Below are 25,884 nucleotides of genomic sequence, written 5' to 3'. Positions count from 1 at the left end.
GGCCGGCGCCCTCGTGGGGCGCAACCGGCGAGCCCTATTGTGGGGTCAGGACCTGTAGTCCGCGTTGATGCTGACGTAGTCGTGCGAGAGATCGCAGGTCCACACGGTGGCACTGGCCGCGCCGCGGTGCAAATGGACCTTCACGGTGATCTCGGACTGCTTCATCACGCGCTGGCCGTCTTCCTCGCGGTAGGCCGGATGGCGGCCGCCCCGCACAACCACGTGCACGTCGTCCAGGTGCAGGTCGATCAGGCCCTGGTCGAGGTCGGCGATGCCGGCATAGCCCACCGCGGCCAGGATGCGCCCGAGGTTCGGGTCGCTGGCGAAGAAGGCCGTCTTGACCAGCGGCGAATGCGCGATGGCATAGGCGGCGAGCCTGCACTCGGCCTCGTCGCGGCCACCCTCGATGCGCACGGTGATGAACTTGGTGGCACCTTCGCCGTCGCGCACGATGGCCTGCGCCAGCTGCTGCGACAGCGAGACCAGCGCCTCGCGGAAAGCGCGCGCCTCGGGCGAATCGAGCGAGGTGATCTCGGCGTGCCCGGCCTGGCGCGTGGCGACCAGCACGAACGAATCGTTGGTCGAGGTGTCGCCGTCGATCGTGATGCGGTTGAAGCTGGCATCGGCCGCTTCGCTGACCAGTGCCTGCAGAAGCCCTGGCGCGATGACCGCATCGGTCGCGACGAAGCCAAGCATCGTGGCCATGTTCGGGCGGATCATGCCGGCGCCCTTGCTGATGCCACTCAAAGTGACCGTCCGTCCGCCGATCTGCAGCTGGCGCGAGGCCGCCTTGGGCAGCGTGTCGGTGGTCATGATGCCCTCGGCGGCCAAGGCCCAGCCCGCATCGGCGCGTGCCGCCAGCGCCGCCGGCAGCCCGGCCTCGATGCGCTCGACGGGCAGGGTCTCCATGATCACGCCGGTGGAGAACGGCAGCACCTGCTGCGGCGCCACGCCCAGCAGCGCGGCCAGCGAAGCGCAGGTGCGGCGCGCACGCGCCAGGCCGTCGGCCCCGGTACCGGCATTCGCGTTGCCGGTATTGACGACGATCGCCCGGATGCCCAGCGGCCCGGCCAGGTGCTCGCGGCACACCTGCACCGGCGCGGCGCAGAAGCGGTTGCGCGTGAAGACGCCGGCCACCGCGCTGCCTTCGGCCAGCGTCATCACCACCAGGTCGCGACGGTTGGCCTTGCGCACGCCGGCCATCGCGACGCCGAGTTGAACACCCGGCACGGCCAGCAGGCCGGCGGGATCGGGGGCGGTGAGGTTCACGGGCATCGCGCAGCGCTTCGCAGGTTCAGGCCAGGCGGCCGTGGCAGGCCTTGTACTTCTTGCCGCTGCCACAGGGGCACGGATCGTTGCGGCCGACGCGCGGCACCTGGTCGGCCAGCGTCGCCACGTCCTGCTCCTCGCTGACGCTGCCGTCCTCGTTCGGATGCGTGTAGGTGACGTTGCTGACGTGGCCGGCGCGTTCCTCGATGGCCTCCGCCGCCTGGGCCACCTGCTCCTGCGTCTGGATGCGCACGGTCATCAGCACGCGGGTGACTTCCAGCTTCACCAGGTCCAGCAGTTGCGAGAACAGCTCGAAGGCCTCGCGCTTGTATTCCTGCTTCGGGTTCTTCTGCGCGTAGCCGCGCAGGTGGATGCCCTGACGCAGATAGTCCAGCGCGGCCAGGTGCTCGCGCCAGTGCGAGTCGATCGACTGCAACAGCACCATGCGCATGAACGGGTTGAACTGCTCGAGCCCGACCACCTCGATCTTGGATTCGAACACCCGCGTGGCCTCGGCGACCACCTTCTCGACGATGTCCTCGTCGGTGATCGAATCGCTCTTGGCCACCTCGGCCGCCAGCGAGAGCGAGGTGAGCTGCCATTCCTCGGCCAGCGTCTTCTCCAGGCCGGGCAGGTCCCACTGCTCCTCGACGCTTTCCTTGGGCACGTAGGTGCGCACCACGTCTTCGAGCGCGCTGCGGCGCAGGTTGGTGATCTGTGCCACCACCGAGTCGCTCTCGAGGATCTCGTTGCGCTGCTGGTAGATGACCTTGCGCTGGTCGTTGGCGACGTCGTCGTACTCGAGCAGCTGCTTGCGGATGTCGAAGTTGCGCGCCTCGACCTTGCGCTGCGCGCCTTCGATGCTGCGGGTGACGATGCCGGCCTCGATGGCCTCGCCCTCGGGCATCTTCAGCCGGTCCATGATCGCGCGCACGCGGTCGCCGGCGAAGATGCGCATCAGCGGGTCTTCCAGCGACAGGTAGAAGCGCGACTGGCCGGGGTCGCCCTGGCGGCCGGCACGGCCGCGCAACTGGTTGTCGATGCGCCGGCTCTCGTGCCGTTCGGTGGCGATGATGCGCAGGCCGCCCGCAGCCTTGACCTGCTCGTGCAGGCCCTGCCACTCGTCCTTCAGCTGCTGGATGCGGCGCGCCTTCTCGTCCTCGGGGATCGCGGCGTCGGCCTCGAGGAACTGGATCTGCTTCTCGACGTTGCCGCCCAGCACGATGTCGGTCCCGCGACCGGCCATGTTGGTGGCGATCGTGATCACGCCCGGGCGCCCGGCCTGGGCCACGATCTCGGCCTCCTTCGCATGCTGCTTGGCGTTGAGCACCTGGTGCGGCAGCTTGGCCTGCGTGAGCAGTTGCGAAATGAGCTCGGAGTTCTCGATCGAGGTGGTGCCCACCAGCGTCGGCTGGCCCTTCTGGTGGCAGGCGCGGATGTCGTCGATGACCGCGTTGTACTTCTCGCGCGCGGTCTTGTAGATCAGGTCGTTCTCGTCCTTGCGGATCGTCGGCCGGTTCGGCGGGATCACCACGGTCTCGAGACCGTAGATCTCCTGGAACTCGTAGGCCTCGGTGTCGGCCGTGCCGGTCATGCCGCCGAGCTTGGCGTACATGCGGAAGTAGTTCTGGAAGGTGATCGAGGCGAGCGTCTGGTTCTCGCTCTGGATCTGCACGCCTTCCTTGGCCTCGACGGCCTGGTGCAGGCCGTCGCTCCAGCGACGGCCCGTCATCAGGCGGCCGGTGAACTCGTCGACGATGATGATCTCGCCGTTCTGCACCACGTAGTGCTGGTCACGGTGGTACAGGTGGTTGGCCCGCAGCGCCGCGTACACGTGGTGCATCAGCGTGATGTTGGCGGCGTCGTACAGGCTCGCGCCTTCCACCAGCAGGCCGGCCTGGCGCAGCAGCTCCTCGGCATGCTCGTGGCCGTCTTCGGTCAGGTAGACCTGGTGCGTCTTCTCGTCGACGGTGAAGTCGCCCGGCTCGATGACGCCTTCGCCGGTGCGTGGGTCGGCTTCGCCGATCTGCTTCTTCAGGCCCGGGATCACCGCGTTGATGCGCACGTAGAGCTCGGTGTGGTCCTCGGCCTGACCGCTGATGATCAGCGGCGTGCGGGCTTCGTCGATCAGGATCGAGTCGACCTCGTCGACGATCGCGAAGTTCAGGCCGCGGGCGACGCGGTCGGCCACCTCGTAGACCATGTTGTCGCGCAGGTAGTCGAAGCCGAACTCGTTGTTGGTACCGTAGGTGACGTCGGCGTTGAAGGCGGCCTGCTTTTCCTCGCGGCTCATGCCGGGGACATTCACGCCCACCGTCAGGCCGAGGAAGCCGTAGAGCCGGCCCATCCATTCGGCATCGCGGCGTGCGAGGTAGTCGTTCACCGTGACCACGTGCACGCCCTTGCCCGACAGCGCGTTCAGGTACACCGGCAAGGTGGCCATCAGCGTCTTGCCTTCGCCGGTGCGCATTTCGGCGATCTTGCCGTTGTGCAGCGTCATGCCGCCGATCAGCTGCACGTCGAAGTGCCGCATCTTCAGGCTGCGCTTGCCGGCCTCGCGCACCACCGCGAAGGCCTCGGGCAGCAGGTCGTCCAGCGTCGAGCCGGCGCCCAGGCGCTGGCGGAATTCGTCGGTCTTCGCCTTCAGCGCGGCGTCGTCCAGGGCTTCGAACTGCGGCTCCAGCGCGTTGATCTTCTCGACGACGCGGCGGTATTGCTTGAGCAGCCGGTCATTGCGGCTGCCGAAAATCGAGGTGAGGAGCTTGGGCAACATGCGGTGTCGGGACTCGGCGTGGCAGCCTGCGCATCTGGGGTCGCTTGGCGCCGGTGCAAGGGGCCACGGCAGGCGGTCGGCCGGGCGCGGAAAAAGCCAGCGAGTCTACCACCCGGGGTATGGCGCCCCCTGGGCGAACGGCCTCGGCTCAGCCCGGCGCGCGGACGCGCGCCAGGGCCTGGGCGGACAGGAAGCGTGTCGGGTCCTGCGGCGAGCCGTCGACCAGCACTTCGAAGTGCAGATGCGCACCGGTCGAGCGGCCGGTGTTGCCGACCTCCGCCACGCGCTGGCCAGGCTTGACCAGGTCGCCGGCATGGACCAGCAGCTTCGAGACATGGGCATAGCGCGTGACCAGACCCTTGCCATGGTCGATTTCCAGCATCTGGCCGTACTGCGGGTGCCACTCGGCCAGCTGCACCATGCCGCCGGCCGCGGCCACGATGCTGGTGCCGACGTCGGCCGGAAAGTCCAGGCCCGAATGCAGCGCCGCGCGACCGGTGATCGGATCGGGTCGCACGCCGAAGCCCGAGCCGATGGGACCCTCGACCGGCAGCACGCTCGGCACCGTCAGCTGCTGCAGGCGCGATTCGAGCAGGCGCGAGGTGATCAGCGTGAAGAGATCGGTGCCGAGCGCGCTGCGCTCGTCCAGCTGCGCCAGCGCCAGGTTCAATTCGTCGAGGCCGGCGCGCCGCGGCAGCCGGCCGTCCGGGCCAATCGGGTAGTACGGTCCGCCCTGTCCGCCCGGGGTCTTCGCGGCGTTGCCGGTCGCCGGCGTGGCCGGCTTCAGGGCGCCGGCATCGACCCCCGCGAGATCGGACACCCGGTCCCCCATCGCCTCCAGCTTCACCAGCCTCGCCTGCATCTCGCCGACCTTCTGCGCCATGGCGTCCAGGCTGTCCTGCATGAAGCGCTCGCGCTGCGCCAGTTCGAGGCGGACGATCGGCCGCACCAGCTGGCTGACCACCGGCCAGCCATCGCGTACCGCCTTCAGGAAGACGAAGTGATAGACCGTGCCCGACAGCAGCAGCAGCAGGCTGGTCAGCCCCGCCAGTGCCGCCACCAGCTGCCAGCGGCTGAACTGCAGCACGCGGGTGCGCGCCACGGTGCCGTGGGTGATCATGATTTGCATCGGCTGGATCTCCTGCCCGTCCGGCCTGCGGCCCGTGCGCCGCGCGAAGGGGTGGGCAGGCTACGCCGAAGCGCCGCCTGCGGCAAGCCCGCGCCGGACCCGATGGCCCGGTTTTACACTGCGCCGATGGCCCTGCCCCCGCCGCCCAACACGCTGTCGATCGACGCCGCACTGGCCGCCAACGAGTCCCTGAGCCGCCTGGGGGAACGCCTGCGGGCCTCGCAGGCCTGCCTGGCCGCCGTGGCCCCGCTGTTGCCGGCGCCGCTGGCGGCGCAGTTGCGGCCTGGCCCGATCGACGACTTGAGTTGGACGCTGCTGGTGCCCAACGGCGCGGTGTCGGCCAAGCTGCGGCAATGCCTGCCGATGCTGAACGCCCGGCTCGCGGAGCTGGGTCAGCCGCCGCGCGAGATCCGCGTGCGCATCCTGACCGGGTCGTGACAACCGCGTGAATCCGGCGCGCCCCACGGTCGACGAATTAGGGGGCTGCAGGGATTCCAGGCCACGCTTGTGCACTTTGGCGGATTGACCGGTCAGGTCCCGCCGGTATCGTCGCGGAACCTCGAATGCCACGCCACGGGTGACGGTCCGCCGCATCCGCAGGAGCCGCCATGCGCCTGTCCGCCACCCGCCCGCCCTCCGCTCGCCCGGCAGCCCTGCCGGACGATCCGACCACGATGCCGATGCCCAACGAGCCGGTGGCCTGGCGCCGCTGGGCCGATGCGATGCCTGACATCTGCCTCTGGATCGCGCCGCACTCGGGCCGCATCGTCGACTGCAATCGTGCCCTGTTCGGCGTGCTCGGTTTCAGCCGGCAGGAGGTGTTCGGCTGGCCCTTGCAGGCCCTGGCCGAGCCGCGCAACCTGAGCCAGGCAGCGGCCACCTGGCGCAGCCTGGCTGCCTGCCGGACGCTGCGCGATGCCGATTGCACGCTGCGCGCGCGCGAAGGCTTCGAGGTGGCCGTCAGCGCCACGGCCAGTCCGGTGCTGAACGACGAAGGCAAGGTGGTGGCCGGCCTGGTCGTGCTGCGCGACATCACCGAGCGGCGACGCCGCGAACAGACCTTGCAGGCCCGCAAGCGTCAGCTGAAGACCCTGGCCTACGAGCTTGCTGCCACCGAGGCGCGCGAGCGCCAGCGCCTGGGCGAACGCCTGCTGGCCGAGGCCGGCCCGCTGTTGAAGGCTGCACGCGACGGGCTGCTGGCGCTGGGCAAGCCGGGCGATGCGGTGCAGGCGCAGCGCATCGGTGAACTCGACGCCCTGCTCGGCAGGGTGCTTCAGACGCAGCGCGACACGGCCGACGACCTGGCCCTGCCGCTGCTGCGAACACGCGGGCTGCAGGCGGCGATCGATCACCTCGCGCAAGGACTGACCCGCGAGGGCGGGCTCGTCGCGCGGGTCGAAGGCGCCGTGCCCGACACCCTGGACATTCCCGAGGCCGTGCAGGCCACCCTCTTTCGTGTCCTGCGCGAGCTCGCGACCAATGCCAGCCGGCATGCCCATGCACGCCACCTGTGGCTGCGCATTCAGGCCGAACCGGAGCGACTGGGCATCGTGATCGGCGACGACGGCTGTGGCTTCGACATGGCGCGGCTGTCCACCGAACCGGCCGCTGGCGGCGGCATCGGCCTCTTTGCGGCCGATGCGCGGATGCAGGCGATTGGCGGCCGCCTGGTCGTGCAGTCCAAGCCCGGGCGCGGCACGCGCGCCATACTGATGCTGCCGCTGATGGCGGCCCCTGCAGCGCAAGACACCCGCTGAAGCCCGATGAGCACCTGGCGCCTGTTCCGTCCGCTGGACACCACCACGCTCGACTTCCTGTCGCTGGGCGCCGACGCCGCGGGCAGCCTGCTCGGCGGCGACCATTTCCGGGAGACGGGCGGCGACCTCGTCCTCGATCTGTTCGGCGACGGTCTGCGCGCCAGCCACGGCGAGCTGCTGCCCTTCGGCGACATCACCCGCATCGAGCTGGGCGACTCGATCGACGCGGCGCTGCAGGTGGTGGACATCGTGTGGGATCTGCTGAAGATCCTGTCGTACTACAACCCGCTGACCGATCGCTGGGACACCCAAGGTCTGCTCGACTACCTGTTCCGCGAGGCCGACTGGTTCGACGGCTCCGACGGCAATGACCGCTTCGCCGGCCTGGGCGGCAACGACACGCTGCGCGGGGGCGGGGGCATCGACACCGCGATCTACCGCGGGTCACGCGGCGACTTCGTCCTCACGCGCCAGGCGGACGGCTGGCAGTTGCAGGACACGCGGGGCCGCGAAGGCCGCGACGCGTTGAACGGCATCGAGCGCCTGCAATTCGCCGACGGCGACCTGGCCCTGGACCTCGACGGCCACGCCGGCATGGTGGCGCGCCTGATCGGCGCGCTGTTCGGCAAGGACGCGCTGGCCCGCGGTGACCTCGTCGGCCTGGGCCTTTCGCTGCTCGACGAGGGCCGGTCTTGGAGCGATCTGGCGGCGCTGGCCGTGGACAGCGACCTGTTCGCACAGGCAGCCGGGTCGCATTCGAATGTCGACTTCGTGCGCGTGGTGTACCGCCATGTCGTGGGCACAGCGCCCGACGATGCCACGCTGAACCACTACGTCCAGCTGCTCGACAGCGGCGCCACCAGCCAGGCCACGCTGGCACTGATGGCCAGCCAGACCGACCTGAATGCACAGCAGATCGACCTTGCCGGCCTGACCGAGCACGGCCTGGCGTTCCTGCCGGCCGGGTGAGCGCCGGCTTCAGGGCGCTGGGCTGCTGGGCGCAGTCGGCGCCTTGGCCAGGGTCAGCTCGTTGCGCACGTCTCGCACACCCGCCGGTGCGCGCGCCAGCACCGAGGCCCGTTCCCGCGCCGCGACCGACGGGGCCGGGCCGCTCAGGGTGACGATGCCGCGCTCGGTGCGGACATCGATCTTGAAGGCGCTCAGGACGGGATCGGCGACCAGCCCGGTCTTGATGCTGGTGGTGATGCCGACATCGGCCAGGGCCGCTGCCACATGGTCAAGACCCTCGGTGCCGGAGTGCGCCAATCCGTCGGCGAGGCCACGCGCGGCGTCTTCGCCACGTTCGACGGTCGCATCCAGCCGTTCGCCGAGCGTGGCCGTCTCGTAGTGACCCGACACCAGGAAGCCGGCTGCGAGCGCACCCAGCGCGGCTGGCAGCAGCCAGGACCAGCCCGAGCCGCGCCTGCGCGGCGGCGGTGCGGGTCGGGTGGGCGCGGGGGTCGGCGGCTCGGGGTCGCCGTCAGGTCGGTGGGTCCCGCGAAGGTCCGGCCGGCCGTGATGCAGGAGGTGTGTCGCCATGGTCACCAGCGTAGGCGCAGCGCGCTGCGACAGCTGTCAGCCGGGCTGCGAACGCACTGTCCGCATCCGCTGACAGGGCGGGACGCAGGATCGGGCCGCTGGTGCCGGCTGTCAGAATCGAACTGACGACCTTCCGCTTACAAGGCGGGTGCTCTACCAACTGAGCTAAGCCGGCGGCGAAAGCGAATTCTAGGCGCCGGGCCAGCGGGCTACTTGATGCGCTTGAGCGTTGGCCGGCTGCCGGGTGGCGAGGGGGGCGTGGGCTCGGGCGGCTGGTCGTCGGACCAGCCAGCACGCGGCGCCGGCGGCTCGCCGCTGGGTTCGGGCGCTGCCTCTTCGGCGTGCGCCAGCCGCAGTCCGCGGCTGGCGGGCTCAGGCGCCGGACCAGCGTCGGCCACGCGCGGCGCCGCGCCGGACGAAGACGCCTCGGTCGGCACCGGAAAGGCCATGCCCTGGCCGTTCTCTCGCGCATAGATCGCCACCACGTGGTCGACCGGCACGACGATGTCGCGCGAGACGCCACCGAACCGCGCACGAAACTCGATGAAGTCGTTGCCCAGCTTCAGCCCGGACGTGGCCTCGAAGCCCACGTTGAGCACGATTTCGTTGTTCTTCACGTACTCCATCGGCACCTGCACCAGCCGATCGACGAACACCGCGATGTACGGCGTGAAGCCGTTGTCGGTGCACCAGTCGTGCAACGCACGCACCAGGTAGGGCCGGGTGGAGGTGCCCTGTTCGTCGGGAGCGGACGGTGTGCTCATCGGGTGTCTTCGCTTACTTGCGCATGACCTTTTCGGACGGGGTCAGCGCTTCGATGTAGGCCGGGCGCGAGAAGATGCGCTCGGCGTACTTCAGCAAGGGAGCCGCGTTCTTCGACAGGTCGATGCCGTAGTAGTCCAGGCGCCACAGCAGCGGCGCAATGGCGACATCGAGCATCGAGAAGTCGTCACCCAGCATGTACTTGTTCTTCAGGAAGATCGGTGCCAGCTGGGTCAGACGTTCACGGATCTGCGAGCGCGCACGCTCGAGCTGCTTGTCATTGGCCTTGACGCCCGAGCGGGCCTCCAGCGTGTTGACATGGGCGAACAACTCCTTCTCGAAGTTGAACAGGAACAACCGCACGCGGGCGCGCGCCACCGGGTCGCCAGGCATCAGCTGCGGGTGCGGGAAGCGCTCATCGATGTATTCGTTGATGATGTGCGACTCGTACAGGATCAGGTCGCGCTCCACCAGGATCGGCACCTCGTTGTACGGGTTCATCAGCGCGATGTCTTCGGGCTTCGCGAAGAGATCGACGTCGCGGATCTCGAAGTCCATGCCTTTCTCAAACAGCACGAAGCGGCAGCGGTGCGAGTAGGGGCAGGTGGTTCCGGAGTAAAGCACCATCATGACGGCGGCTCCCAGTGAGACAAAATGCAGGAGAGAGACAGAGGAATCTGAAAAAACAAGGCGCGCAGGGAGCCTTCTAGGCTACCACTGCGCGCGCGGCCCGGGGCTCCGGGCCGGTGGAAAGGCTTACTTGATGTCTTTCCAGTAGGCAGCGTTCAGACGCCAGGCAATCACCGTGAACGCAGCGAGGAACAGCAGCACCCACACCCCCAGGCGCACCCGCTGGGTCTGTGCCGGCTCGCCCATCCACTGCAGGTAAGCCACGAGGTCGGCGACGGTGCTGTCGTATTCGGCGCGGGTCTGGGTGCCGGGCTGGGTCAGCTCGAAACCCTTGAACACATGCGTGGTCTTGCTCGGGTCGTGCGCATCCTTTTCCTCGACGAACACCGCACGCTGCTCACCCTGCAGCTGCCACAGCACATGCGGCATGCCGACGTTCGGGAAGATCACGTTGTTCCACCCTGTCGGGCGCGCCTCATCGCGGTAGAAACTGCGCATGTAGGTGTACAGGTAGTCGGCACCCGAGCCCTGCGCACCGGCGCGCGAGCGTGCGATCACGCTCAGGTCGGGCGGCACTGCGCCGAACCATTCCTTGGCCTGCTTCGGGTCGAGGGCCACCGTCATGAGGTCGCCGACCTTCTCGCCGGCGAACACCAGGTTCTTCTTGATCTGCTCGTCGGTCAGGCCGATGTCGTGCAGACGGTTGTAGCGGTTGAACGCGGCGGAGTGGCAGTTCAGGCAGTAGTTGACGAAGATCTTCGCGCCGTGCTGCAGCGCGGCGACATCGGTCACGCGCTCCTTCGGGAACTTGTCCCAGGGGACGCCCCCCTCGTTGGCCAGGACCGCACTGGTGAAGGACAGGGCGGCCAGCAGGCAGGCAAGCAGTCTTTTCATGTTGTGGCTCTGGGCTGTGCGGTCAATGGGCCGAGAAGGTGACGCGGTCAGGCACCGGCTTGAACATGCCGATCGTGCTCCACCAGGGCATCAGCAGGAAGAAGCCGAAGTAGAACAGCGTGCCCACCTGCGCGATCAGCGTGCCCTCCGGCGAAGGCGGCTGGATGCCCAGGTAGCCCAGCACCAGGAAGAAGACGACGAAGATCCCGTACAGCAGCTTGTGCCAGGTCGGGCGGTAGCGGATCGACTTGGCCGGGCTGTTGTCCAGCCAGGGCAGGAAGAACAGGATGATGACCGCGCCCCCCATCACCACCACGCCCCAGAACTTGGCGTCGAAGTACTTCAGCAGTGCGATGGCGATCACGGCGGCCACCGGCGTGACGACACGGGCCTTGCCCTTCATCGCCATGACAGCGACGAGCGCCGCGATGCCCACCACCACGCACAGCACCGTCACCATCGGATCCGTGGTGGCCCGCAGCATCGAGTAGAAGGGCGTGAAGTACCACACCGGCGCGATGTGCGGCGGCGTCTTCAGCGGATCGGCCGGGATGAAGTTGTTGTACTCGAGGAAGTAGCCGCCCAGTTCCGGACCGAAGAAGACGATCGCGCAGAAGATCATCAGGAACACGCCGACGCCGAACAGGTCGTGAACCGTGTAGTACGGATGGAACGGGATGCCATCGAGCGGGATGCCGGTCTTCGGGTCCTTCTTGGCCTTGATCTCGACGCCGTCCGGATTGTTCGAGCCCACTTCGTGCAGCGCGATGATGTGCGCCACGACCAGGCCCAGCAGCACCAGCGGCACCGCGATGACGTGGAAGCTGAAGAAGCGGTTCAGCGTCGCATCGCCGACCACGTAGTCGCCGCGGATCAGCAGCGCCAGGTCAGGACCCACGAAAGGCACGGCCGCGAACAGGTTCACGATCACCTGGGCGCCCCAGTAGCTCATCTGACCCCAGGGCAGCAGGTAGCCCATGAAGGCCTCGGCCATCAGGCACAGGAAGATGCCGCAGCCAAACAGCCACACCAGTTCGCGCGGCTTGCGGTACGAGCCGTACATCAGCCCGCGGAACATGTGCAGGTACACCACGATGAAGAACGCGCTCGCGCCGGTGGAGTGCATGTAGCGCACCAGCCAGCCCCAGGGCACGTCGCGCATGATGTACTCGACCGAGGCGAAAGCCAGGTTCGCATCGGGCTTGTAGTGCATCACCAGGAAGATGCCCGTGACGATCTGGATCACCAGGACCAGCATCGCCAGCGAACCGAAGAAGTACCAGGCGTTGAAGTTCTTCGGAGCGTAGTACTCCGACATGTGCTCCTTGTACATCTTGGTGGCCGGGAACCGGTTGTCCACCCAGGTCATGAGCTTGACACCCAGCGGCGCATCCGCCGGTGCTTGCTTGAAATCTGCCATGTCGTCGACCTCTTGTGCTTGTTGGGCTAGCGACCGCTGCGCAGCGGTCAGGCCTTCTTGTCTTCGCCGATCAGCAGCACCGTGTCGGACAGGTACATGTGCGGCGGCACCTCGAGGTTGTCGGGCGCGGGCTTGTTCTTGAAGACGCGGCCGGCCAGGTCAAAGGTCGAACCGTGGCAGGGGCACAGGAAGCCACCTTGCCAGTCGTCCGGCAACGAAGGCTGCGCGCCGGGCGTGAACTTGTCGGTCGGAGAGCAGCCCAGGTGCGAGCAGATGCCCACGGCCACCAGGTACTCGGGCTTGCGCGAGCGGTACTCGTTGCGGGCGTATTCGGGCGTCAGCTCGTCGGGCTTGCGCTTGGAGTCGGGGTCGGCCACCTGCGCATCGGTCTTCTTCAGCGACTCGAGCTGCTCCTTGGTGCGGCGGACGATCCACACCGGCTTGCCCCGCCATTCGACGGTCATCTTCTCGCCGGGCTTCAGCGCGCTGATATCGGCTTCCACCGGAGCGCCGGCGGCCTTGGCGCGCTCGGAAGGGGCGAAGGTGCTGACGAAGGGCACTGCCGCGGCAACGCCACCAATGGCGCCGGCGCCGGCCGTGATCGCCACCCAGGTGCGTCGACTTTGGTCGACCGGGCTGTCACTCATGGGATTCCTCGGATGAAGAGCTGCGTTTGGACTTCGGGCAACCCGGGATTCTAGCGGAGCGATCAAGCCCCGCCCCGCCGGCAAGGCCCGGTTGACTTCGCGAGGCACTGCGCAATACTGGCCCGGCGCCGTGTCTGTGGCGCGCCTACATCAGAAATTACCGCAGCAGGAGTGAGAAGCCCATGGGATTCGCCAGCGAGTTCAAAGAGTTCGCGATGAAAGGCAATGTCGTCGACCTGGCGGTCGGCGTCATCATCGGTGGCGCCTTCGGCAAGATCGTCGATTCCGCCGTGAAGGATCTGATCATGCCGATCGTCAACCTGGCGCTGGGGGGCCAGGTCGATTTCTCGAACAAGTACCTCGTGCTCTCGGGCAGCGTGCCGGCCGGTGCCTCGCTGGCGGAGGCACAGAAGGCGGCCAACGTCTTCGCCTGGGGCAACTTCGTGACGATCACGATCAACTTCGTCATCCTGGCCTTCGTGATCTTCATGATGGTCAAGCAGATCAATCGGCTCAAGCGCGCCGAGCCTGCTCCGCCGCCGGCCCCACCCGCGCCGCCGGCAGAGGACGTGCTGCTGCTGCGCGAAATCCGCGACGCCCTCAACCGCCGCTGAATCCCCTTGTAGCAAGGCCGCCGCGTGGCGGCCGCTTTTGGCCGCATACTTCAGGTCGTAACAGGCGTCGCTTGGGAGTTGCCGGGCGGCGCCTTGCCGTCGTGGTTCCCGGCCGCCATGAATCTGACCCCTCCTCTTCGCCTGCCTCCCGCCTTGGAGAGTGCCGTGCAGCGTGTGCGCATGGCGGCCCGTTCCGCTGCCGAACGCACCGTGGACAGCCTGGGCCTGGCTGCACTGTCATCGAACAATGTGTTTCATCGGGATGGTCTGCTCGGCGCGCAGTTCGAGCTGAACCGCAAGCTGGCCATCTTCGCGCTGACGTTCAACGAATCGCTCGACCAGCAGGTGGCGCGCGAGGCGGGCATGCTCGAGGCGCGCAACGCCGCTGGCGGGATGCCGACCAATTGGGACGCCCTGAGCCTGGTCGACGACCATGAGCTCGAAATCCAGGTCTCGGCCGATCGCTTCGCGCTCGAGATCTCCCATGCGTGCGAGTGGGAGATCCGCGAGCTCGATGCCTACATGGGCACGCTGCTGAAACTGGGCCGGGCCGAGCACGAACGCAATCCGCTGCGGGCCGAGGTGGTGGGCCAGGCCATGATCCGCGCCGTCGAGGCGGTGGCCGACCGGCCCGAAACCCGCAAGGTGCTGGGCACCGAGATCGGCCGTTCGCTGGCGAATGCCATGCGGCAGACCTATACCGAGATCGTGGCCGACCTGCGCAATGCCGGCATCAAGCCGGTCGGCCTGCAGGTGCGGCAAACGCCGCACGATGCGGCCGGTCGCGCGGGCAGCACCGGTCCCGGCAGCCTTCACGGTGACCTGCGCGACAGCATCCATGGCCGCGGCCCGGCGCACGAGCTGTCCGCCAGCGGGCGACTGTCGCCACGTGCCGGTGGCAGCAGCGGCCAGGGGGCCTTCGGACCGAGCACCGCCGGCGGCGGATTCAGCCACAGCGGCGGGGGCCGCGGCACGCCGATGGGCCGGGTGGACGGCGAAATGATGGCGCTGCTGCGCCGCCTGTCGCATGGCAGTGGCGCGCTGATGGACAGCGGCAGCAGCGACTTCGGCGGTTACGTCAGCAGCGGGGGCGGCTATGGCGATGCCGGCGCGTCCGGCATGGGCATGCTCGGCGGCGGTGCGTTGATGGCGCCGAACCTGATCGTCGCCCACCGCGAAGAGCTGCGCCAGGCGGCGAGCGGTGCGCTCGACCACATGGTGATCGACGTGATCGCCGGGCTGTTCGACCAGATCCTGTCCGACCCCAAGGTGCCGCCGCAGATGGCGCGGCAGATCGCCCGGCTGCAGTTGCCGGTGCTGCGCGCGGCGCTCGGCGACAACACCTTCTTCTCGTCGCGCAAGCATCCGGTGCGGCGCTTCATCAACCGCATCGCGTCACTGGGCACCGCCGTCGACGATTTCGAGGGCGCGGAAGGCCGCGCCCTGCTGGCCCGCGTTCGCGAACTGGTGCAGGAGGTCGTCGAGGGCGACTTCGAGCAGATCGAGCTCTACGAGCGCAAGCTCAATGAGCTCGAGGCCTTCGTGGCGGAGCAGGCCAAGGCCGAGGTGCACGCCGAGGGCCAGGCCGATGTCCTGCTGGCGCGCAAGGAAGACCAGCTGCGCGTGCAGCAGCGTTTTGCGCAGCAGCTCGACGGCGCGCTGCATTCGCTGCCGGTGCCCGACTTCCTGCGCGACTTCCTGGGCAAGACCTGGAGCCGCGCCATTGCCCAGGCCGAGCAGCAGTTCGGCGCCGACAGCGCGCAGGCCAAGCGCATGCGCGAGGTGGGCCGCGAACTGGTGATGAGCGTGCAGCCCAAGGGGGTGCCGGCCCAGCGCCAGGCCTTCCTGCGCACGCTGCCGCAGCTGATGAAGGACGTCAACGCGGGCCTGGACCGGCTGCGCTGCAGCGAGGAACTGCGGCGCGACTTCTTCGCCAAGCTGCTGCCCGCGCACGCCGAGTCCCTGAAGAGCCAGGCGCTCAGCACGCTCGAGCACAACCTGCTGGCCAAGCAGGTCGAGACCGCGCTGGCCGTGCCGTTGCCCAAGGCGACCGAGCTGCCGCCGATGCCCGCCAGCGCGCTGCCGGTGCTGAATGACGCGATCATGCCGGCCGACTTCAGCGCCGAGGAAGCCAAGGCCGTCGGCCTGGTGGACGAGAGCAAGGTCAACTGGAACGGCAAGGTCGACATCGACATCGGCGCCGAGCCCGAGATTGCCGCGGCCGACGTCAACATTGCCGGCCTGCCATCGTCGGACGAAGCGCTGGAGCCGACGCAGGGCAAGTCGCTCGCCGACAACGTGCAGATCGGCTTCGCCTACCAGATGCACATCGAGGACAGCTGGCAGAAGGTGCGGCTGAACCACGTCAGCCCGGCGCGCACCTTCTTCGTCTTCCGCTACGGCGCCAAGCAGCGCAAGACCATCTCGATGACCTACCGCATGCTCTCGCGCATGTGCGAGACCGGCCGCATGCGTGCCTTCGAGAACGCGTACCTGCTGGAGCGGGCCACCGCGCGCGCGCGGCGTCAGCTGGCCGGCCTGAAACCTTCGGCGGCGGGCTGAACCACCCGTCAGCGCGAGGCCGCCGACAGCTGGCGCGCCATGCGCAGCGCCGCCTGCAGGCTGCGCGGATCGGCAATGCCCCGGCCAGCGATGTCGAAGGCCGTGCCGTGGTCCGGGCTGGTGCGCACGAAGGGCAGCCCCAGCGTGACGTTGACGCCCTGCTCCACGCCCAGGTACTTCACCGGGATCAGCCCATGGTCGTGCGTCATCGCGACCACCACGTCGAACTCGCCGGGGTGTGCCGGCGGCGCATGGCGCGCGCGCATGAACACGGTGTCCGGCGCGTAGGGGCCGCGCGCGTCGATGCCCTCCGCCACCGCGGCGGCGATGGCCGGCGCGATGAAGCGCTGTTCCTCGTCACCGAACAGGCCGCCCTCGCCGGCATGAGGGTTCAGCCCCGCCACCGCGATGCGCGGGCGTTCCAGCCCCCAGTGCCGCGCTGCCTGCTGCACGATGCGCAGGGTGGACAGCACGGCATCGAAGTCCAGCAGCTCGATCGCGCGCCGCAAGGCAACATGGATCGTCACCAGCACCACGCGCAGCTCGTCATTGGCCAGCATCATCCGCACCGGTCCACCGCCGGCCAGGGCCTGCAGCATCTCGGTATGGCCGGGATAGCCGATGCCGGCGGCGGCCAGCGCTTCCTTGTGGATGGGCGCGGTCACGATTCCGGCCACGCGGCCCTGCAAGGCGAGCTGCGCGGCGGCTTCGATGCACCGGGCCGCCGCCGCGCCGGCCGCGGCCTGCACGGCGCCGATCTGCAGGTCCTCCAGCCCCGCCGGCAAGCCGGCCGGCTCCCAGACCGGGAGGCAGTCGGGCGGGGCCTCGTCGTCCGGCGCATCGAGCAGCGCCACCGGCCGCATCAGCCCGAGCCGGGCCACCGTGCGCCGCATCAGCGCGGCGCTGCCCAGTACCACGCAGCGGCCCGCATCACCGGCGGCCAGGGCCTTCACGATGATCTCGGGCCCGATGCCGGCGGCATCGCCCATCGTGATCGCCAGCAGCCTGTTGTTCATGCCGGGTTCCCGATCTCGATGAAGCGGTGCTCAAGCCCGAATTGCTGTGCCAGGTGTTCGCCGACCGCCGGGGCGCCATAGCGCTCGGTGGCATGGTGGCCGCAGGCCAGGAAGGCAACGCCGGTCTCGCGTGCGATGTGCGCCTGCGGCTCGGAGATCTCCCCGGTGATGAAGGCATCGGCGCCGGCCGCGATGGCGGCTTCGAAGTAGCCCTGGGCCCCGCCGGTGCACCAGGCAATGCGCCGCAACGGCCGGTCGTCCCCCGCCAGCAGCACGGGCGCACGCTGCAGGCGCTGGCCCACCCGCTCGGCCAGCGCGGTGGCATCCAGCGCCGCATCGGCCGCCCCGATGAAGCCGAGGTCCTGTTCGCCGAAACGCGCGTCCGCCAGCAGGCCCAGCCGCAGCCCCAGCTGCGCGTTGTTGCCCAGCTCGGCATGCGCATCCAGCGGCAGGTGATACGCGAACAGGTTGATGCCATGCGCCAGCAGGCGCGCCACACGCTCGCGCAGCCAGCCGACCAGCCGCCCGTCCTGGCCGCGCCAGAACAGGCCGTGGTGGACCAGCAGCGCGTCAGCCCGCGCCTCGATCGCCGCGTCGATGAGCGCGCGGCTGGCCGTGACGCCGGAGACGAGCGTCTGCACCTCGTCACGCCCCTCGACCTGCAGACCGTTCGGCCCATAATCCTTGAAACGATCCACCGCCAGCAGCGTGGCCAGATGGGCTTCGAGTTGCACACGCTGCACCATGGTGCGAATTCCTGTTGTCGATGCGAAGACTCTGGCTGATTTTCTCGCAGGCCGCGACCGTGGCCCTGGCGGTGATGTTCGTCGTCGCGACGCTGAAGCCGCAGTGGCTGCAGCGTGACGGCCGCGGCTTCGCCGAAGTGGTGGCCTTGAGCCAGGCGCCACTGCTGCCGGCCAGCGCCGCCGCGGCGGCCAGCGCCGGTGCTTCCTTCACCGGCTACAACGCCGCGGCGCGGGCCGCCTCGCCGGCCGTTGTCAGCGTCACTGCCAGCAAGGCCGGCCTGCGCAATCCGCATGCGCAGGACCCGACCTTCCGCTTCTTCTTCGGCGAGCGTTCGGCCGAGACGCAGGTGGGCTTCGGTTCGGGCGTGATCGTCTCGCCGCAAGGCGTGCTGCTGACGAACAACCACGTGATCGAAGGCGCCACCGAGATCGACGTGCGCCTGCCCGACGGCCGCGAGGCGCGCGCCGAGATCGTCGGCACCGATCCCGAGACCGACCTCGCGGTGCTGCGCATCCAGCTCGACCGGCTGCCGGCCATCACCTTGGGCAACATGCAGGCGCTGCAGGTCGGCGACGTGGTGCTGGCCATCGGCAACCCGTTCAACGTCGGGCAGACGGTCACCTCGGGCATCGTCAGCGCCCTGGGCCGCCAGGGACTGGGCCTGTCGACCTTCGAGAGCTTCGTGCAGACCGATGCCGCCATCAACCCCGGCAACTCCGGCGGTGCGCTGGTGGATGTGCGCGGCCACCTGGTCGGCATCAACACCGCGATCTTCTCGCGCTCGGGCGGCAGCATGGGCATCGGCTTCGCGATTCCGGTCGACGTGGCCCAGCAGGTGATGGAAGGCCTGCTGCGCGATGGCCAGGTCACCCGGGGCTGGATCGGTGTGGAGCCGCGTGACCTGACGCCGGAGTTCGCCGAGAACTTCCGCCTGCCCATCAAGGACGGCGTGCTGATCACCGGGGTGCTGCAGGACGGCCCGGCCAGCAAGGGCGGCCTGAAGCCCGGCGACGTGGTGGTGACGGTGGCCGGCGAGCCGGTGGGCAACACAGCGCAGCTGCTGCACCGCGTGGCGGCGCTGAAGCCGGGCAGCCCGGCGGTGATTGGCGTGCAGCGCGGCACGCAGACCCTGCAGCTGAGCGTCACCGTGGCGCAGCGGCCGCGCCAGACGCAGCGCCAGCGCTAGCGCCAGCCACACCGCGTCAGGTGCCGGTCTTGGCCTCGGCCTCGGCCTCCGCGTCCGGCGCCTTGGTGTGCTTGATGAACAGCACGGCCGACCAGATGCCGAGCTCGTACAGCAGGCACATCGGGATCGCCAGCGACAGCTGCGACACCACGTCCGGCGGCGTGATCACCGCAGCGACGATGAACGCCACGACGACGAAGTAGCCGCGCCATTCCTTCAGCTTCTCGACACTGACCACACCCAGGCGCGCCAGCACGACCACCGCGATCGGCACCTCGAAGGCCGCGCCGAAGGCAATGAACATCGTCAACACGAAGCTCAGGTAGGCCTCGATGTCCGGCGCCGCGGTGATGCTCTTGGGCGCGAAGTTCTGGATGAACGCGAACACCTTGCCGAACACGAAGTAGTAGCAGAAGGCCACGCCCGCCAGGAACAGCACGGTGCTGGAGATCACCAGCGGCAGCACCAGCCGCTTCTCGTGGCTGTACAGCCCCGGCGCGACGAAGGCCCAGATCTGATACAGCACCACCGGCAGCGCCAGCAGCAGGCCGGCCATCAAGGTGACTTTCAGCGGCACCAGGAACGGCGAGATCGGGTTGGTGGCGATCAGCCGCGCGCCTTCGGGCAGGTGGGCCACCATTGGCGCGGCCAGGATGTCGTACAGCCCGGCGGGCCCGGGCCAGATGCACAGCACGCCGAACGCGATGCCAATGGCCATCAGCGCGCGGATCAGGCGATCGCGCAGTTCGATCAGGTGCGAGACGAAGGGCTGCTCGGTGCCGGCCAGTTCGTCATGCGGGTCGTTGCCGGCACTCATCGCTTGAGGCCCGGCGGCCGGAAGCGCGCCACCCGCGCCGCACCGGACTGCGTGTGCAGCCGCACGCCGGCGCGCTGCTTGTACCAGCGCGGGACGGCCGAGCGCTTGAGCCGCCACTTCTTGTTCGGGCGCTTGTACTCGGGCACCGGTGCCCAGGCGTTGCCGCCGCTGTCACCGGACAGGCCCACCGAGTCGAGGCCCGAGGTGGCGTCCTGCAGGCCCTTGCCGATCTCGTTGAAGGCCGCGCTCGCGGCATTCACTTCCTGGGTCACGCTGGATTCGACATCACGCGCCGCGGTCTCGAACTGCGTCTTCATCTTCTGCAGTTCCTCGAGCTCGATCGACCGATTGACCTCGGCCTTGACGTCAGCCACGTAGCGCCGCGCCTTGCCCAGCAGGTGGCCGACCGTCCGGGCCACGCGCGGCAGTTTCTCGGGACCGATGACGATCAGCGCGACCGCGCCGATGATCGCCATCTTGTCGAAGCCGAAGTCGATCATTCAATGCGCGTCAGGACTTGGTCTTGGCTTCGACGTCCACGGTGTGGCTGTCGTTCGCCTTGCTGGCCGTCACCTGCTGCGGCGGCGGCGCGGGGGCGTCGGACGCGCCATCGCGCATGCCGTCCTTGAAGCCCTTGACAGCTGAACCGAGGTCGCTGCCGACGTTCTTCAACTTCTTGGTGCCGAAGATCAGCACCACCACCGCGAGCACGATCAGCCAGTGCCAGATGCTGAGGGATCCCATTGCAGACTCCTGAAAAAGATGGCCGGGATTCTAGGTGACCCGCCCCGGCCGAATTGGTGCCGCACCAGCGCCGGAATTTCAGCCCTTGGCCCAGGGGCGCGGGCCGCCCATCACATGCAGGTGCAGGTGCATCACCTCCTGCATGCCGTCACGGCCGGTGTTGACGACATGACGGTAGCCGTTGGTGACGCCCAGCTCTGCCATCAGCCGTGGCGACACCGCCATCATCCTGCCCAGCAGCGCCTGGTCCTCGAGCCCCACGTCGACCATGCTGGTGATGTGCCGCTTCGGAATGATCAGGATGTGCACGGGCGCCCAGGGGTGGATGTCGTGGAAGGCCAGGACGTCCTCGTCCTCGTAGACCTTCTTCGACGGGATCTGCCCTGCGACGATCTTGCAGAAGATGCAGTTCGCATCGTGGCTCATGACGGGTCTTCCTTCGAAGGGAAATGAACGAAATCGCGGCTCAGCGCGGCGTGGTCGGGCGCTGGGCGAATTCTTCCAGGCCCGACAGGCCCTCGCGGCGCGCCAGCTCGGCCAGCACGTCGGCCGGCTTCAAGCCGAAGGCGGCCAGCGCGATCATCGAGTGGAACCACAGGTCGGCCACCTCGTAGACGATCTTCTCGGGCACGCCGTCCTTGGCGGCCATCACGGTCTCGGTGGCTTCCTCGCCGATCTTCTTCAGGATCGCGTCGGTGCCCTTGTGGAACAGCCTGGCCACATAGCTCTTGGCAGGGTCGCCGCCGGCCTCGGGCTTGCGCGATTCGATGACCTCGGCCAGACGGGCCAGCAGGTCCTGGGAATTCAGTTCGCTCATCGGCGGTAGATGCGTTCAGGGTCTTCGAGCACCGGATCGGTGGTCAGCCATTGCGTGCCGTCGAGCTTGCGGAAGAAGCAGGAATGCCGCCCGGTGTGGCAGGCGATGCCAGGCTCGTGGCCCAGCTGCGTCACCTTCAGCAGCAGCACGTCGGCGTCGCAATCGACGCGGATCTCGTGCACCTGCTGGAAATGGCCCGATTCCTCGCCCTTGTGCCAGAGTTTCTGTCGCGAGCGGCTCCAGTACACCGCCTGGCCCAGTTCGGCGGTGCGCGCCAGCGCCTCGCGGTTCATGAACGCGAACATCAGCACGTCGCCCGAGGACGCTTCCTGCGCGATGACGGGCACCAGGCCGTCGCGGTCCCACTTGATGCTGTCAAGCCACTCCATGGGCGGCAAGTGTAGGGGGTCGAACCTTCAGCTTCGTGGCAGCCGCAGTTCGAACACGACGCCGTCCCCGGCATTGCGCGCGGCGATCGTGCCGCCCATCTTGGCCATGTAGGTGCGGGCGACGAACAGGCCCTGGCCACGCGAGCCCTCGGCGGCCGAATCGGGCTGGTCCGACACGCCGTACTCGAAGATCTTGTCCAGCATGGCCGCCGGGATCGGCGCCCCGTTGTTGTGGATCGTCACGCAGGCCTCGGTGTCGGTGGCCGCCAGGCCCAGCGTGATCGGCGTGCCGGGCGGCCGGTGCCGGTCGGCGTTGTGCAGCACGTGCGTCACCACGTCCTCCAGCGCGTACTCGTCGGCCGGCACGGCCACGGCTTCATCGGGGGCCGTGAAGCGCACGTCGGCGATGCCCACCGCATCGGCATTGGCCGCCACATGGCCCAGGAACGCGACCAGGTCCAGCGGCTGCAGCTGCAGCGTGGTGGACGCGAAGGCCTCGCTCGGCGAAGCCTGGCCGTACAGCACCCGCACCGCCTGCTGCATGCGGCTGATGTAGCGGCGGCTGGGATCGTCCGGCGCGCCATGCAGCGCCAGCAGCGACTGCAGCGGCGACATGATCTCGTGGCCCACCGCATGCCACTGGTCCTTCTCCTGCGCGGCGCGGATCTGCGCGCGGCGCACGTCCTCGTTCACCCGCTGCAGCAGGTCCTGCAGGCCCTGCGCCAGCACGCCCAGCTCGTCGCGGCCGCGCAGGTCCGACAGGTCGACCTGGGCGATGGCCTCGCTGCCGCGCACGTTGCCGGAGACACTGGCGGCGCGGCGCGTCAGCTGCGTGATGCGGCGGATGATGCGCAGCTCGATCAGCAGCCAGGCCAGCAGCACCGCCGCCAGCATGGCCGCCACGTACCACGACAGCCGCGCCGCCACCTCCGCCAGCGCCTTGTTGACGCTGCGCACGTCACCCGACAGCTCGACGTCATAGCGCCCCAAGGACGTGGCCACCGTCTCGCGCAGCGCCAGGGGCGTGTCGAAGCCCTCCACCGGCAGGCGTCGCACCAGGCGGTCGATCCAGGTCGGCGGACCGGCGTCGGGGTCGCGCCCGATGGCCTGGAACAGGTCCTCGGCCGCGCCCTGGCGGCGAATGCGCAGCCGCTCGCCGGGCAGCAGCAGCTCGGCCAGGTCGGCCAGCGCGAACGGCGGCGCGGCACCCGGCGCGTCGCTGTCGAACAGCGCCGTGCCCGTGCCCGGTGCCAGCACCTGCAGCCGCACCTGGATCTGCGCCAGGTCCGGCGGCGGCCAGACGATGCGGCCGCGGTCGGCCTGGAACAGCGCTTCGCGGAAAGGCTCGATCGGCAGCCGCACCGACAGGAACGAACGGCGCTGGCAGTCGGCCGCCGCCGCGGCGGGTGTGTCGTCGATGCAGCGCCCGTCCTGCCACAGCCAGCCGCGGAACTCGCGCACCGGCCGCACACCATGCGTGACGGGCACCTCATCGGCATAGCCGGTGAGCCGGCCGCGGCTACCGGGCCCGGCGCCATCGGGCAGCGCCTCGAAGGGTGCGATCCAGCCGAAACGCTGGCCGCGCAGGGCCACGCTCACCTGCACCCGGTGCGAGCTGCTGAAGTCGAGGTCGCCGGCCAGATGCGGCACCAGCGGCCCGCTGGCAAAGCTGCCCGCCAGGTACAGGAAGCCGCCGGCGAACGGGTTGTTGCCCACCGCCACGCACAGCGTCGCGCCGTCGCGGTACTGCACCTGGCAGCCGGCCATCTCCACCGCCTGCTGGGCCTTGGTCTTGTCGTCGAAGTCGATGGCCGAGAACGGCAGCACCAGCGGGCGCAGCGGCTTGCCGGCCTCGCCGCTGGCGCGCGGGTTCAGCAGCGCCAGCTGACCGGTGGGGTGGCGCAGCCGCGCGACGATCTGCGCGCCGGTCTTGCGCAGCCCTTCCTCGTAGTGGCGGTGGCTGCGCTGCTTCTCCTCCTTCAGCACGCCCACCGCCATCGTCAGCGTCACCAGCGCCAGCAGCAGGAACACGCCGCGGAAGAACAGCCGCAGCCGCAGCGGTACCCGCTGCGCCAGGCGCCAGCGCGCGCGCCAGGACCTCAAGCCCCCGCCACCCATCGGAAACCGCGCATCGGCACGTTTTCGATGCCGTCGAAGCCCGGCTCGATCTCGCGCAGCGCATCGCGGATGGTGCTGACATGCTTGCGCACGTTGTCGCGGTTGCGGCCACTCTTGACCACCTGGAACAGTTCGTCGTAGCTCACCACCTCGCCGCGGCGCTGGTGCAGCGTGGCCAGGATGCGCTGCGCGGTGAGGGGCAGGTTCAGCCGCTGGCCGCGCCAGATCGGCGAGCTCTGGCGCAGCGGGTCGATCGACAGCTCGGTGGCCGGCGCAGCGGCCGGGGCGGCCGGCCGGTCGCGCACCGCGCGCAGCATGTCGAGCACGGTGTCGATGAAATCGGCCTCGGAGAAGCTGGTCTTCTGCAGGTAGTCCCAGGCATCCAGCGCCTTCATGATGCCGCGGTAGATGGCCGCCGGCATCGCCGACACCACCAGCACCGGCGTGCCGTGGTGCAGCCGGTTGATCGCGTTGATCAGCGCCACGCCGGCATGGCGCTCGCGGCCCAGTTCGATGTCCAGCACCACCAGGTCGTAGCGGGTGCGCTGCAGCGCGGCCTCGGCCTCGTCGCGGGTGAACCATTGCTCGATGCGCACGCCGGGGCGCGCCGCCTCGATCCAGCCCTTGAGCTGATTGCTTGTCGGCGCGTCGTCTTCGATCAAGGCCACGGAAACCATGACGGCATTGTCCCGTGGTGGCACGCAGGGCGGTGTGAAGCTTTCTTCCGGACCTGGAAGACAGTCGCCCGGCGCGCCGCTATCAGCTTCCGGGGCCGCTGCGAAGAATGGGCTGCGTCGGACACACGACACACCCCCGCAACCACCGGAGCACCACGATGAACCCCCGCCTGAACGCCCTGACCCAGTTGATGAACAGGGCGCTGCGTTCCACCGCCACAACCTTGCGCAGCCGTGGCGTGCTGCTGATCGGCACCGCCGCGGTCGCCGTCGGCAGCTACTGGCTCATCGTGCATCCGCCGGTGCAGTCGGTGCCGGGGGGCGAGCTGGTGATCCGTCAGAACCAGTTGACCGGCGAACTCAGCCAGCATCGTGAGGGCTCGCTGTGGGTGCTGCCCGGTCTGCACGCCGTGCGCCACTTCACGCTACGCGACCAGGTCTACCGCCCGCAGGACAGCGCCAAGGCCGATGGCGCGGCGCCGTTCCAGTCGATCGAAGGGCTCTCGCTCGGCGTCGACCTGACGATCCGCTACGCGCTCGACCCCGCGCGCATCGGCGCGATCGCGAAGAACCTGCCCGAGGACCTGGGCGCGGAGGTGGTGCAGCCCGCCGTGCAGGGCGTGATCTACAAGACCTTCACCCGCTACACGGTGCGCGAGATCTTTTCCAGCAAGCGGGCCGAGATCCAGCAGCAGATCGAGACCGAGTTGAAGCCGCGCCTGGCGGCCGACGGCATCGTGCTGCGCGCGGTGCAGATGGGCCAGGTCGACCTGCCGGCCGAGTACCGCGCCGGGCTCGACAAGCTGCTGGCCACCGAGCTGGAGAGCGAGAAGATGCGCTACACGCTGGAGCTGAAAGCCAAGCAGGTGGAGCAGACCGCGCTGGAAGCCGAGGCCGACCGCGTGCGCCGCGAGAAGAACGCGCAGGCCGCCGCCAACGAGCAGCTGATCGCCGCCCGTGCGCAGGAAGAGGCGATGAAGCATGTGCTGCCGTTCAAGGAGAAGCAGATCGCGCAGCGGCAACTGGAGGCGGAAGCGGAAAAGCAGTCCCGGATTCGCGCCGCCGAAGGCGCCGCGCAGGCCCGCCGCATCGAGGCCGCGGGCGAAGCCGAGTCACGCCAAAAGCTGGCGGATGCCGAAGGCTACCGGCTCGAGCGCGTCGGCAAGATCACCAGCGAGCAAATGGCCCGCGACGGTGCGCTGCTGAGCAAGCACCCGCTGTTGATCCAGAAGGCGATGGCCGACAAGCTGTCGGACAAGGTCGCCGTGATCATCGCGCCGCCGCCCAGCGATGGCGGCTTCATCGGCACCGCATTGCTCGGCAAGCTGCCGCCAGCGCAGCCGCAAGGCGAGGCTGCTGACAAGGAAAGCGAGTGAC

General features: G+C 68.8%; 26 protein-coding genes and 1 tRNA gene. 7 read left to right on the top strand and 20 right to left on the bottom strand.

Annotated features, from left to right (window positions below):
- Positions 1–45: 45 nt before the first annotated feature.
- The 3 genes from argJ to ACILR4_RS19455 all read right to left on the bottom strand — a co-directional run bounded on the left by argJ (position 46) and on the right by ACILR4_RS19455 (position 5,171).
- A complete protein-coding gene (argJ, locus tag ACILR4_RS19465) occupies positions 46–1,275 on the bottom strand; it encodes a bifunctional glutamate N-acetyltransferase/amino-acid acetyltransferase ArgJ (RefSeq protein WP_395702528.1) in 1,230 nt (409 codons plus the stop codon).
- A 19-nt stretch (positions 1,276–1,294) separates the two neighbouring features.
- Entirely contained in the window at positions 1,295–4,042 is a 2,748-nt protein-coding gene (gene secA / locus ACILR4_RS19460) for a preprotein translocase subunit SecA (protein ID WP_395702527.1), read from the bottom strand.
- 148 nt (positions 4,043–4,190) lie between these two features.
- A complete protein-coding gene (locus tag ACILR4_RS19455) occupies positions 4,191–5,171 on the bottom strand; it encodes a M23 family metallopeptidase (protein WP_395702526.1) in 981 nt (326 codons plus the stop codon).
- A gap of 126 nt (positions 5,172–5,297) precedes the next feature.
- Here ACILR4_RS19455 and ACILR4_RS19450 point away from each other — a divergent pair, with 126 nt between their 5' ends.
- The 3 genes from ACILR4_RS19450 to ACILR4_RS19440 all read left to right on the top strand — a co-directional run bounded on the left by ACILR4_RS19450 (position 5,298) and on the right by ACILR4_RS19440 (position 7,897).
- The gene (locus tag ACILR4_RS19450) at positions 5,298–5,609 is read left to right on the top strand and encodes a hypothetical protein (protein WP_395702525.1); all 312 of its coding nucleotides are present in this window, start codon (positions 5,298–5,300) and stop codon (positions 5,607–5,609) included.
- A gap of 170 nt (positions 5,610–5,779) precedes the next feature.
- The gene (locus ACILR4_RS19445) at positions 5,780–6,928 is read left to right on the top strand and encodes an ATP-binding protein (protein ID WP_395702524.1); all 1,149 of its coding nucleotides are present in this window, start codon (positions 5,780–5,782) and stop codon (positions 6,926–6,928) included.
- 6 nt (positions 6,929–6,934) lie between these two features.
- Positions 6,935–7,897 carry a DUF4214 domain-containing protein gene (locus ACILR4_RS19440; RefSeq protein ID WP_395702523.1) on the top strand — a complete coding sequence of 321 codons (963 nt, stop codon included), beginning with the start codon at positions 6,935–6,937 and terminating at the stop codon, positions 7,895–7,897.
- A 9-nt stretch (positions 7,898–7,906) separates the two neighbouring features.
- Here the strand turns inward: ACILR4_RS19440 and ACILR4_RS19435 are convergent, their stop codons facing one another.
- The 7 genes from ACILR4_RS19435 to petA form a co-directional block, all read right to left on the bottom strand.
- Positions 7,907–8,467 (bottom strand): BON domain-containing protein, encoded by a 561-nt coding sequence (locus ACILR4_RS19435; RefSeq protein ID WP_395702522.1) that lies wholly within the window; start codon positions 8,465–8,467, stop codon positions 7,907–7,909.
- Between the two features lie 99 nt (positions 8,468–8,566).
- Positions 8,567–8,642 (bottom strand) — tRNA-Thr (locus tag ACILR4_RS19430).
- Positions 8,643–8,676: 34 nt separating this feature from the next.
- The gene (locus ACILR4_RS19425) at positions 8,677–9,231 is read right to left on the bottom strand and encodes a ClpXP protease specificity-enhancing factor (RefSeq protein WP_395702521.1); all 555 of its coding nucleotides are present in this window, start codon (positions 9,229–9,231) and stop codon (positions 8,677–8,679) included.
- Positions 9,232–9,244: 13 nt separating this feature from the next.
- A complete protein-coding gene (locus tag ACILR4_RS19420) occupies positions 9,245–9,859 on the bottom strand; it encodes a glutathione S-transferase N-terminal domain-containing protein (protein ID WP_395702520.1) in 615 nt (204 codons plus the stop codon).
- Between the two features lie 126 nt (positions 9,860–9,985).
- Positions 9,986–10,753, bottom strand: coding sequence for a cytochrome c1 (locus tag ACILR4_RS19415; RefSeq protein WP_395702519.1), 768 nt, complete (start codon positions 10,751–10,753; stop codon positions 9,986–9,988).
- Positions 10,754–10,775: 22 nt separating this feature from the next.
- Positions 10,776–12,173, bottom strand: coding sequence for a cytochrome bc complex cytochrome b subunit (locus ACILR4_RS19410; RefSeq protein ID WP_395702518.1), 1,398 nt, complete (start codon positions 12,171–12,173; stop codon positions 10,776–10,778).
- A 47-nt stretch (positions 12,174–12,220) separates the two neighbouring features.
- A complete protein-coding gene (petA, locus tag ACILR4_RS19405) occupies positions 12,221–12,820 on the bottom strand; it encodes a ubiquinol-cytochrome c reductase iron-sulfur subunit (RefSeq protein ID WP_395702517.1) in 600 nt (199 codons plus the stop codon).
- Between the two features lie 182 nt (positions 12,821–13,002).
- Between petA and mscL the strand changes: the two genes are divergently transcribed.
- The gene (gene mscL / locus ACILR4_RS19400) at positions 13,003–13,434 is read left to right on the top strand and encodes a large conductance mechanosensitive channel protein MscL (protein WP_395702516.1); all 432 of its coding nucleotides are present in this window, start codon (positions 13,003–13,005) and stop codon (positions 13,432–13,434) included.
- 117 nt (positions 13,435–13,551) lie between these two features.
- The gene (locus ACILR4_RS19395; RefSeq protein WP_395702515.1) at positions 13,552–15,996 is read left to right on the top strand and encodes a DUF1631 family protein; all 2,445 of its coding nucleotides are present in this window, start codon (positions 13,552–13,554) and stop codon (positions 15,994–15,996) included.
- A gap of 8 nt (positions 15,997–16,004) precedes the next feature.
- Here ACILR4_RS19395 and pdxA read toward each other — a convergent pair whose 3' ends face one another.
- Both pdxA and ACILR4_RS19385 read right to left on the bottom strand, forming a co-directional pair.
- A complete protein-coding gene (gene pdxA / locus ACILR4_RS19390; protein WP_395702514.1) occupies positions 16,005–17,012 on the bottom strand; it encodes a 4-hydroxythreonine-4-phosphate dehydrogenase PdxA in 1,008 nt (335 codons plus the stop codon).
- A complete protein-coding gene (locus ACILR4_RS19385; protein WP_395702513.1) occupies positions 17,009–17,758 on the bottom strand; it encodes a Nif3-like dinuclear metal center hexameric protein in 750 nt (249 codons plus the stop codon). The genes pdxA and ACILR4_RS19385 overlap by 4 nt, the downstream gene beginning before the upstream one ends.
- A gap of 20 nt (positions 17,759–17,778) precedes the next feature.
- Between ACILR4_RS19385 and ACILR4_RS19380 the strand changes: the two genes are divergently transcribed.
- The gene (locus tag ACILR4_RS19380) at positions 17,779–18,945 is read left to right on the top strand and encodes a S1C family serine protease (RefSeq protein WP_395702512.1); all 1,167 of its coding nucleotides are present in this window, start codon (positions 17,779–17,781) and stop codon (positions 18,943–18,945) included.
- Positions 18,946–18,961: 16 nt separating this feature from the next.
- Here the strand turns inward: ACILR4_RS19380 and tatC are convergent, their stop codons facing one another.
- The 8 genes from tatC to ACILR4_RS19340 form a co-directional block, all read right to left on the bottom strand.
- On the bottom strand, positions 18,962–19,762 hold the full coding sequence (gene tatC, locus ACILR4_RS19375; RefSeq protein WP_395702511.1) for a twin-arginine translocase subunit TatC: 801 nt from the start codon (positions 19,760–19,762) through the stop codon (positions 18,962–18,964).
- Positions 19,759–20,262 (bottom strand): Sec-independent protein translocase protein TatB, encoded by a 504-nt coding sequence (gene tatB, locus ACILR4_RS19370; protein WP_395702510.1) that lies wholly within the window; start codon positions 20,260–20,262, stop codon positions 19,759–19,761. Before tatB ends, tatC begins: the two co-directional genes overlap by 4 nt.
- A gap of 10 nt (positions 20,263–20,272) precedes the next feature.
- A complete protein-coding gene (tatA, locus tag ACILR4_RS19365) occupies positions 20,273–20,506 on the bottom strand; it encodes a Sec-independent protein translocase subunit TatA (protein ID WP_395702509.1) in 234 nt (77 codons plus the stop codon).
- Between the two features lie 78 nt (positions 20,507–20,584).
- Positions 20,585–20,932, bottom strand: a complete 348-nt coding sequence (locus tag ACILR4_RS19360; RefSeq protein ID WP_395702508.1) for a histidine triad nucleotide-binding protein — start codon at positions 20,930–20,932, stop codon at positions 20,585–20,587.
- Positions 20,933–20,972: 40 nt separating this feature from the next.
- Entirely contained in the window at positions 20,973–21,323 is a 351-nt protein-coding gene (locus ACILR4_RS19355) for a phosphoribosyl-ATP diphosphatase (RefSeq protein ID WP_395702507.1), read from the bottom strand.
- A complete protein-coding gene (hisI, locus tag ACILR4_RS19350) occupies positions 21,320–21,712 on the bottom strand; it encodes a phosphoribosyl-AMP cyclohydrolase (protein ID WP_395702506.1) in 393 nt (130 codons plus the stop codon). The genes ACILR4_RS19355 and hisI overlap by 4 nt, the downstream gene beginning before the upstream one ends.
- A 27-nt stretch (positions 21,713–21,739) precedes the next feature.
- Positions 21,740–23,815 (bottom strand): ATP-binding protein, encoded by a 2,076-nt coding sequence (locus ACILR4_RS19345; RefSeq protein ID WP_395702505.1) that lies wholly within the window; start codon positions 23,813–23,815, stop codon positions 21,740–21,742.
- Positions 23,812–24,507, bottom strand: a complete 696-nt coding sequence (locus tag ACILR4_RS19340) for a response regulator transcription factor (protein WP_395702504.1) — start codon at positions 24,505–24,507, stop codon at positions 23,812–23,814. The genes ACILR4_RS19345 and ACILR4_RS19340 overlap by 4 nt, the downstream gene beginning before the upstream one ends.
- A gap of 158 nt (positions 24,508–24,665) precedes the next feature.
- Between ACILR4_RS19340 and ACILR4_RS19335 the strand changes: the two genes are divergently transcribed.
- Complete coding sequence (locus tag ACILR4_RS19335) at positions 24,666–25,883, top strand: SPFH domain-containing protein (RefSeq protein WP_395702503.1); 1,218 nt, start codon at positions 24,666–24,668, stop codon at positions 25,881–25,883.
- Position 25,884 lies beyond the last annotated feature (1 nt).

Source organism: Aquabacterium sp. (genome assembly GCF_044226965.1).
In the GTDB taxonomy this organism is placed as follows: Bacteria; Pseudomonadota; Gammaproteobacteria; order Burkholderiales; family Burkholderiaceae_C; genus Pseudaquabacterium.
The sequence above is the reverse complement of the archived record's forward strand: the minus strand, read 5'-3'. Positions and strand labels throughout refer to the sequence as shown.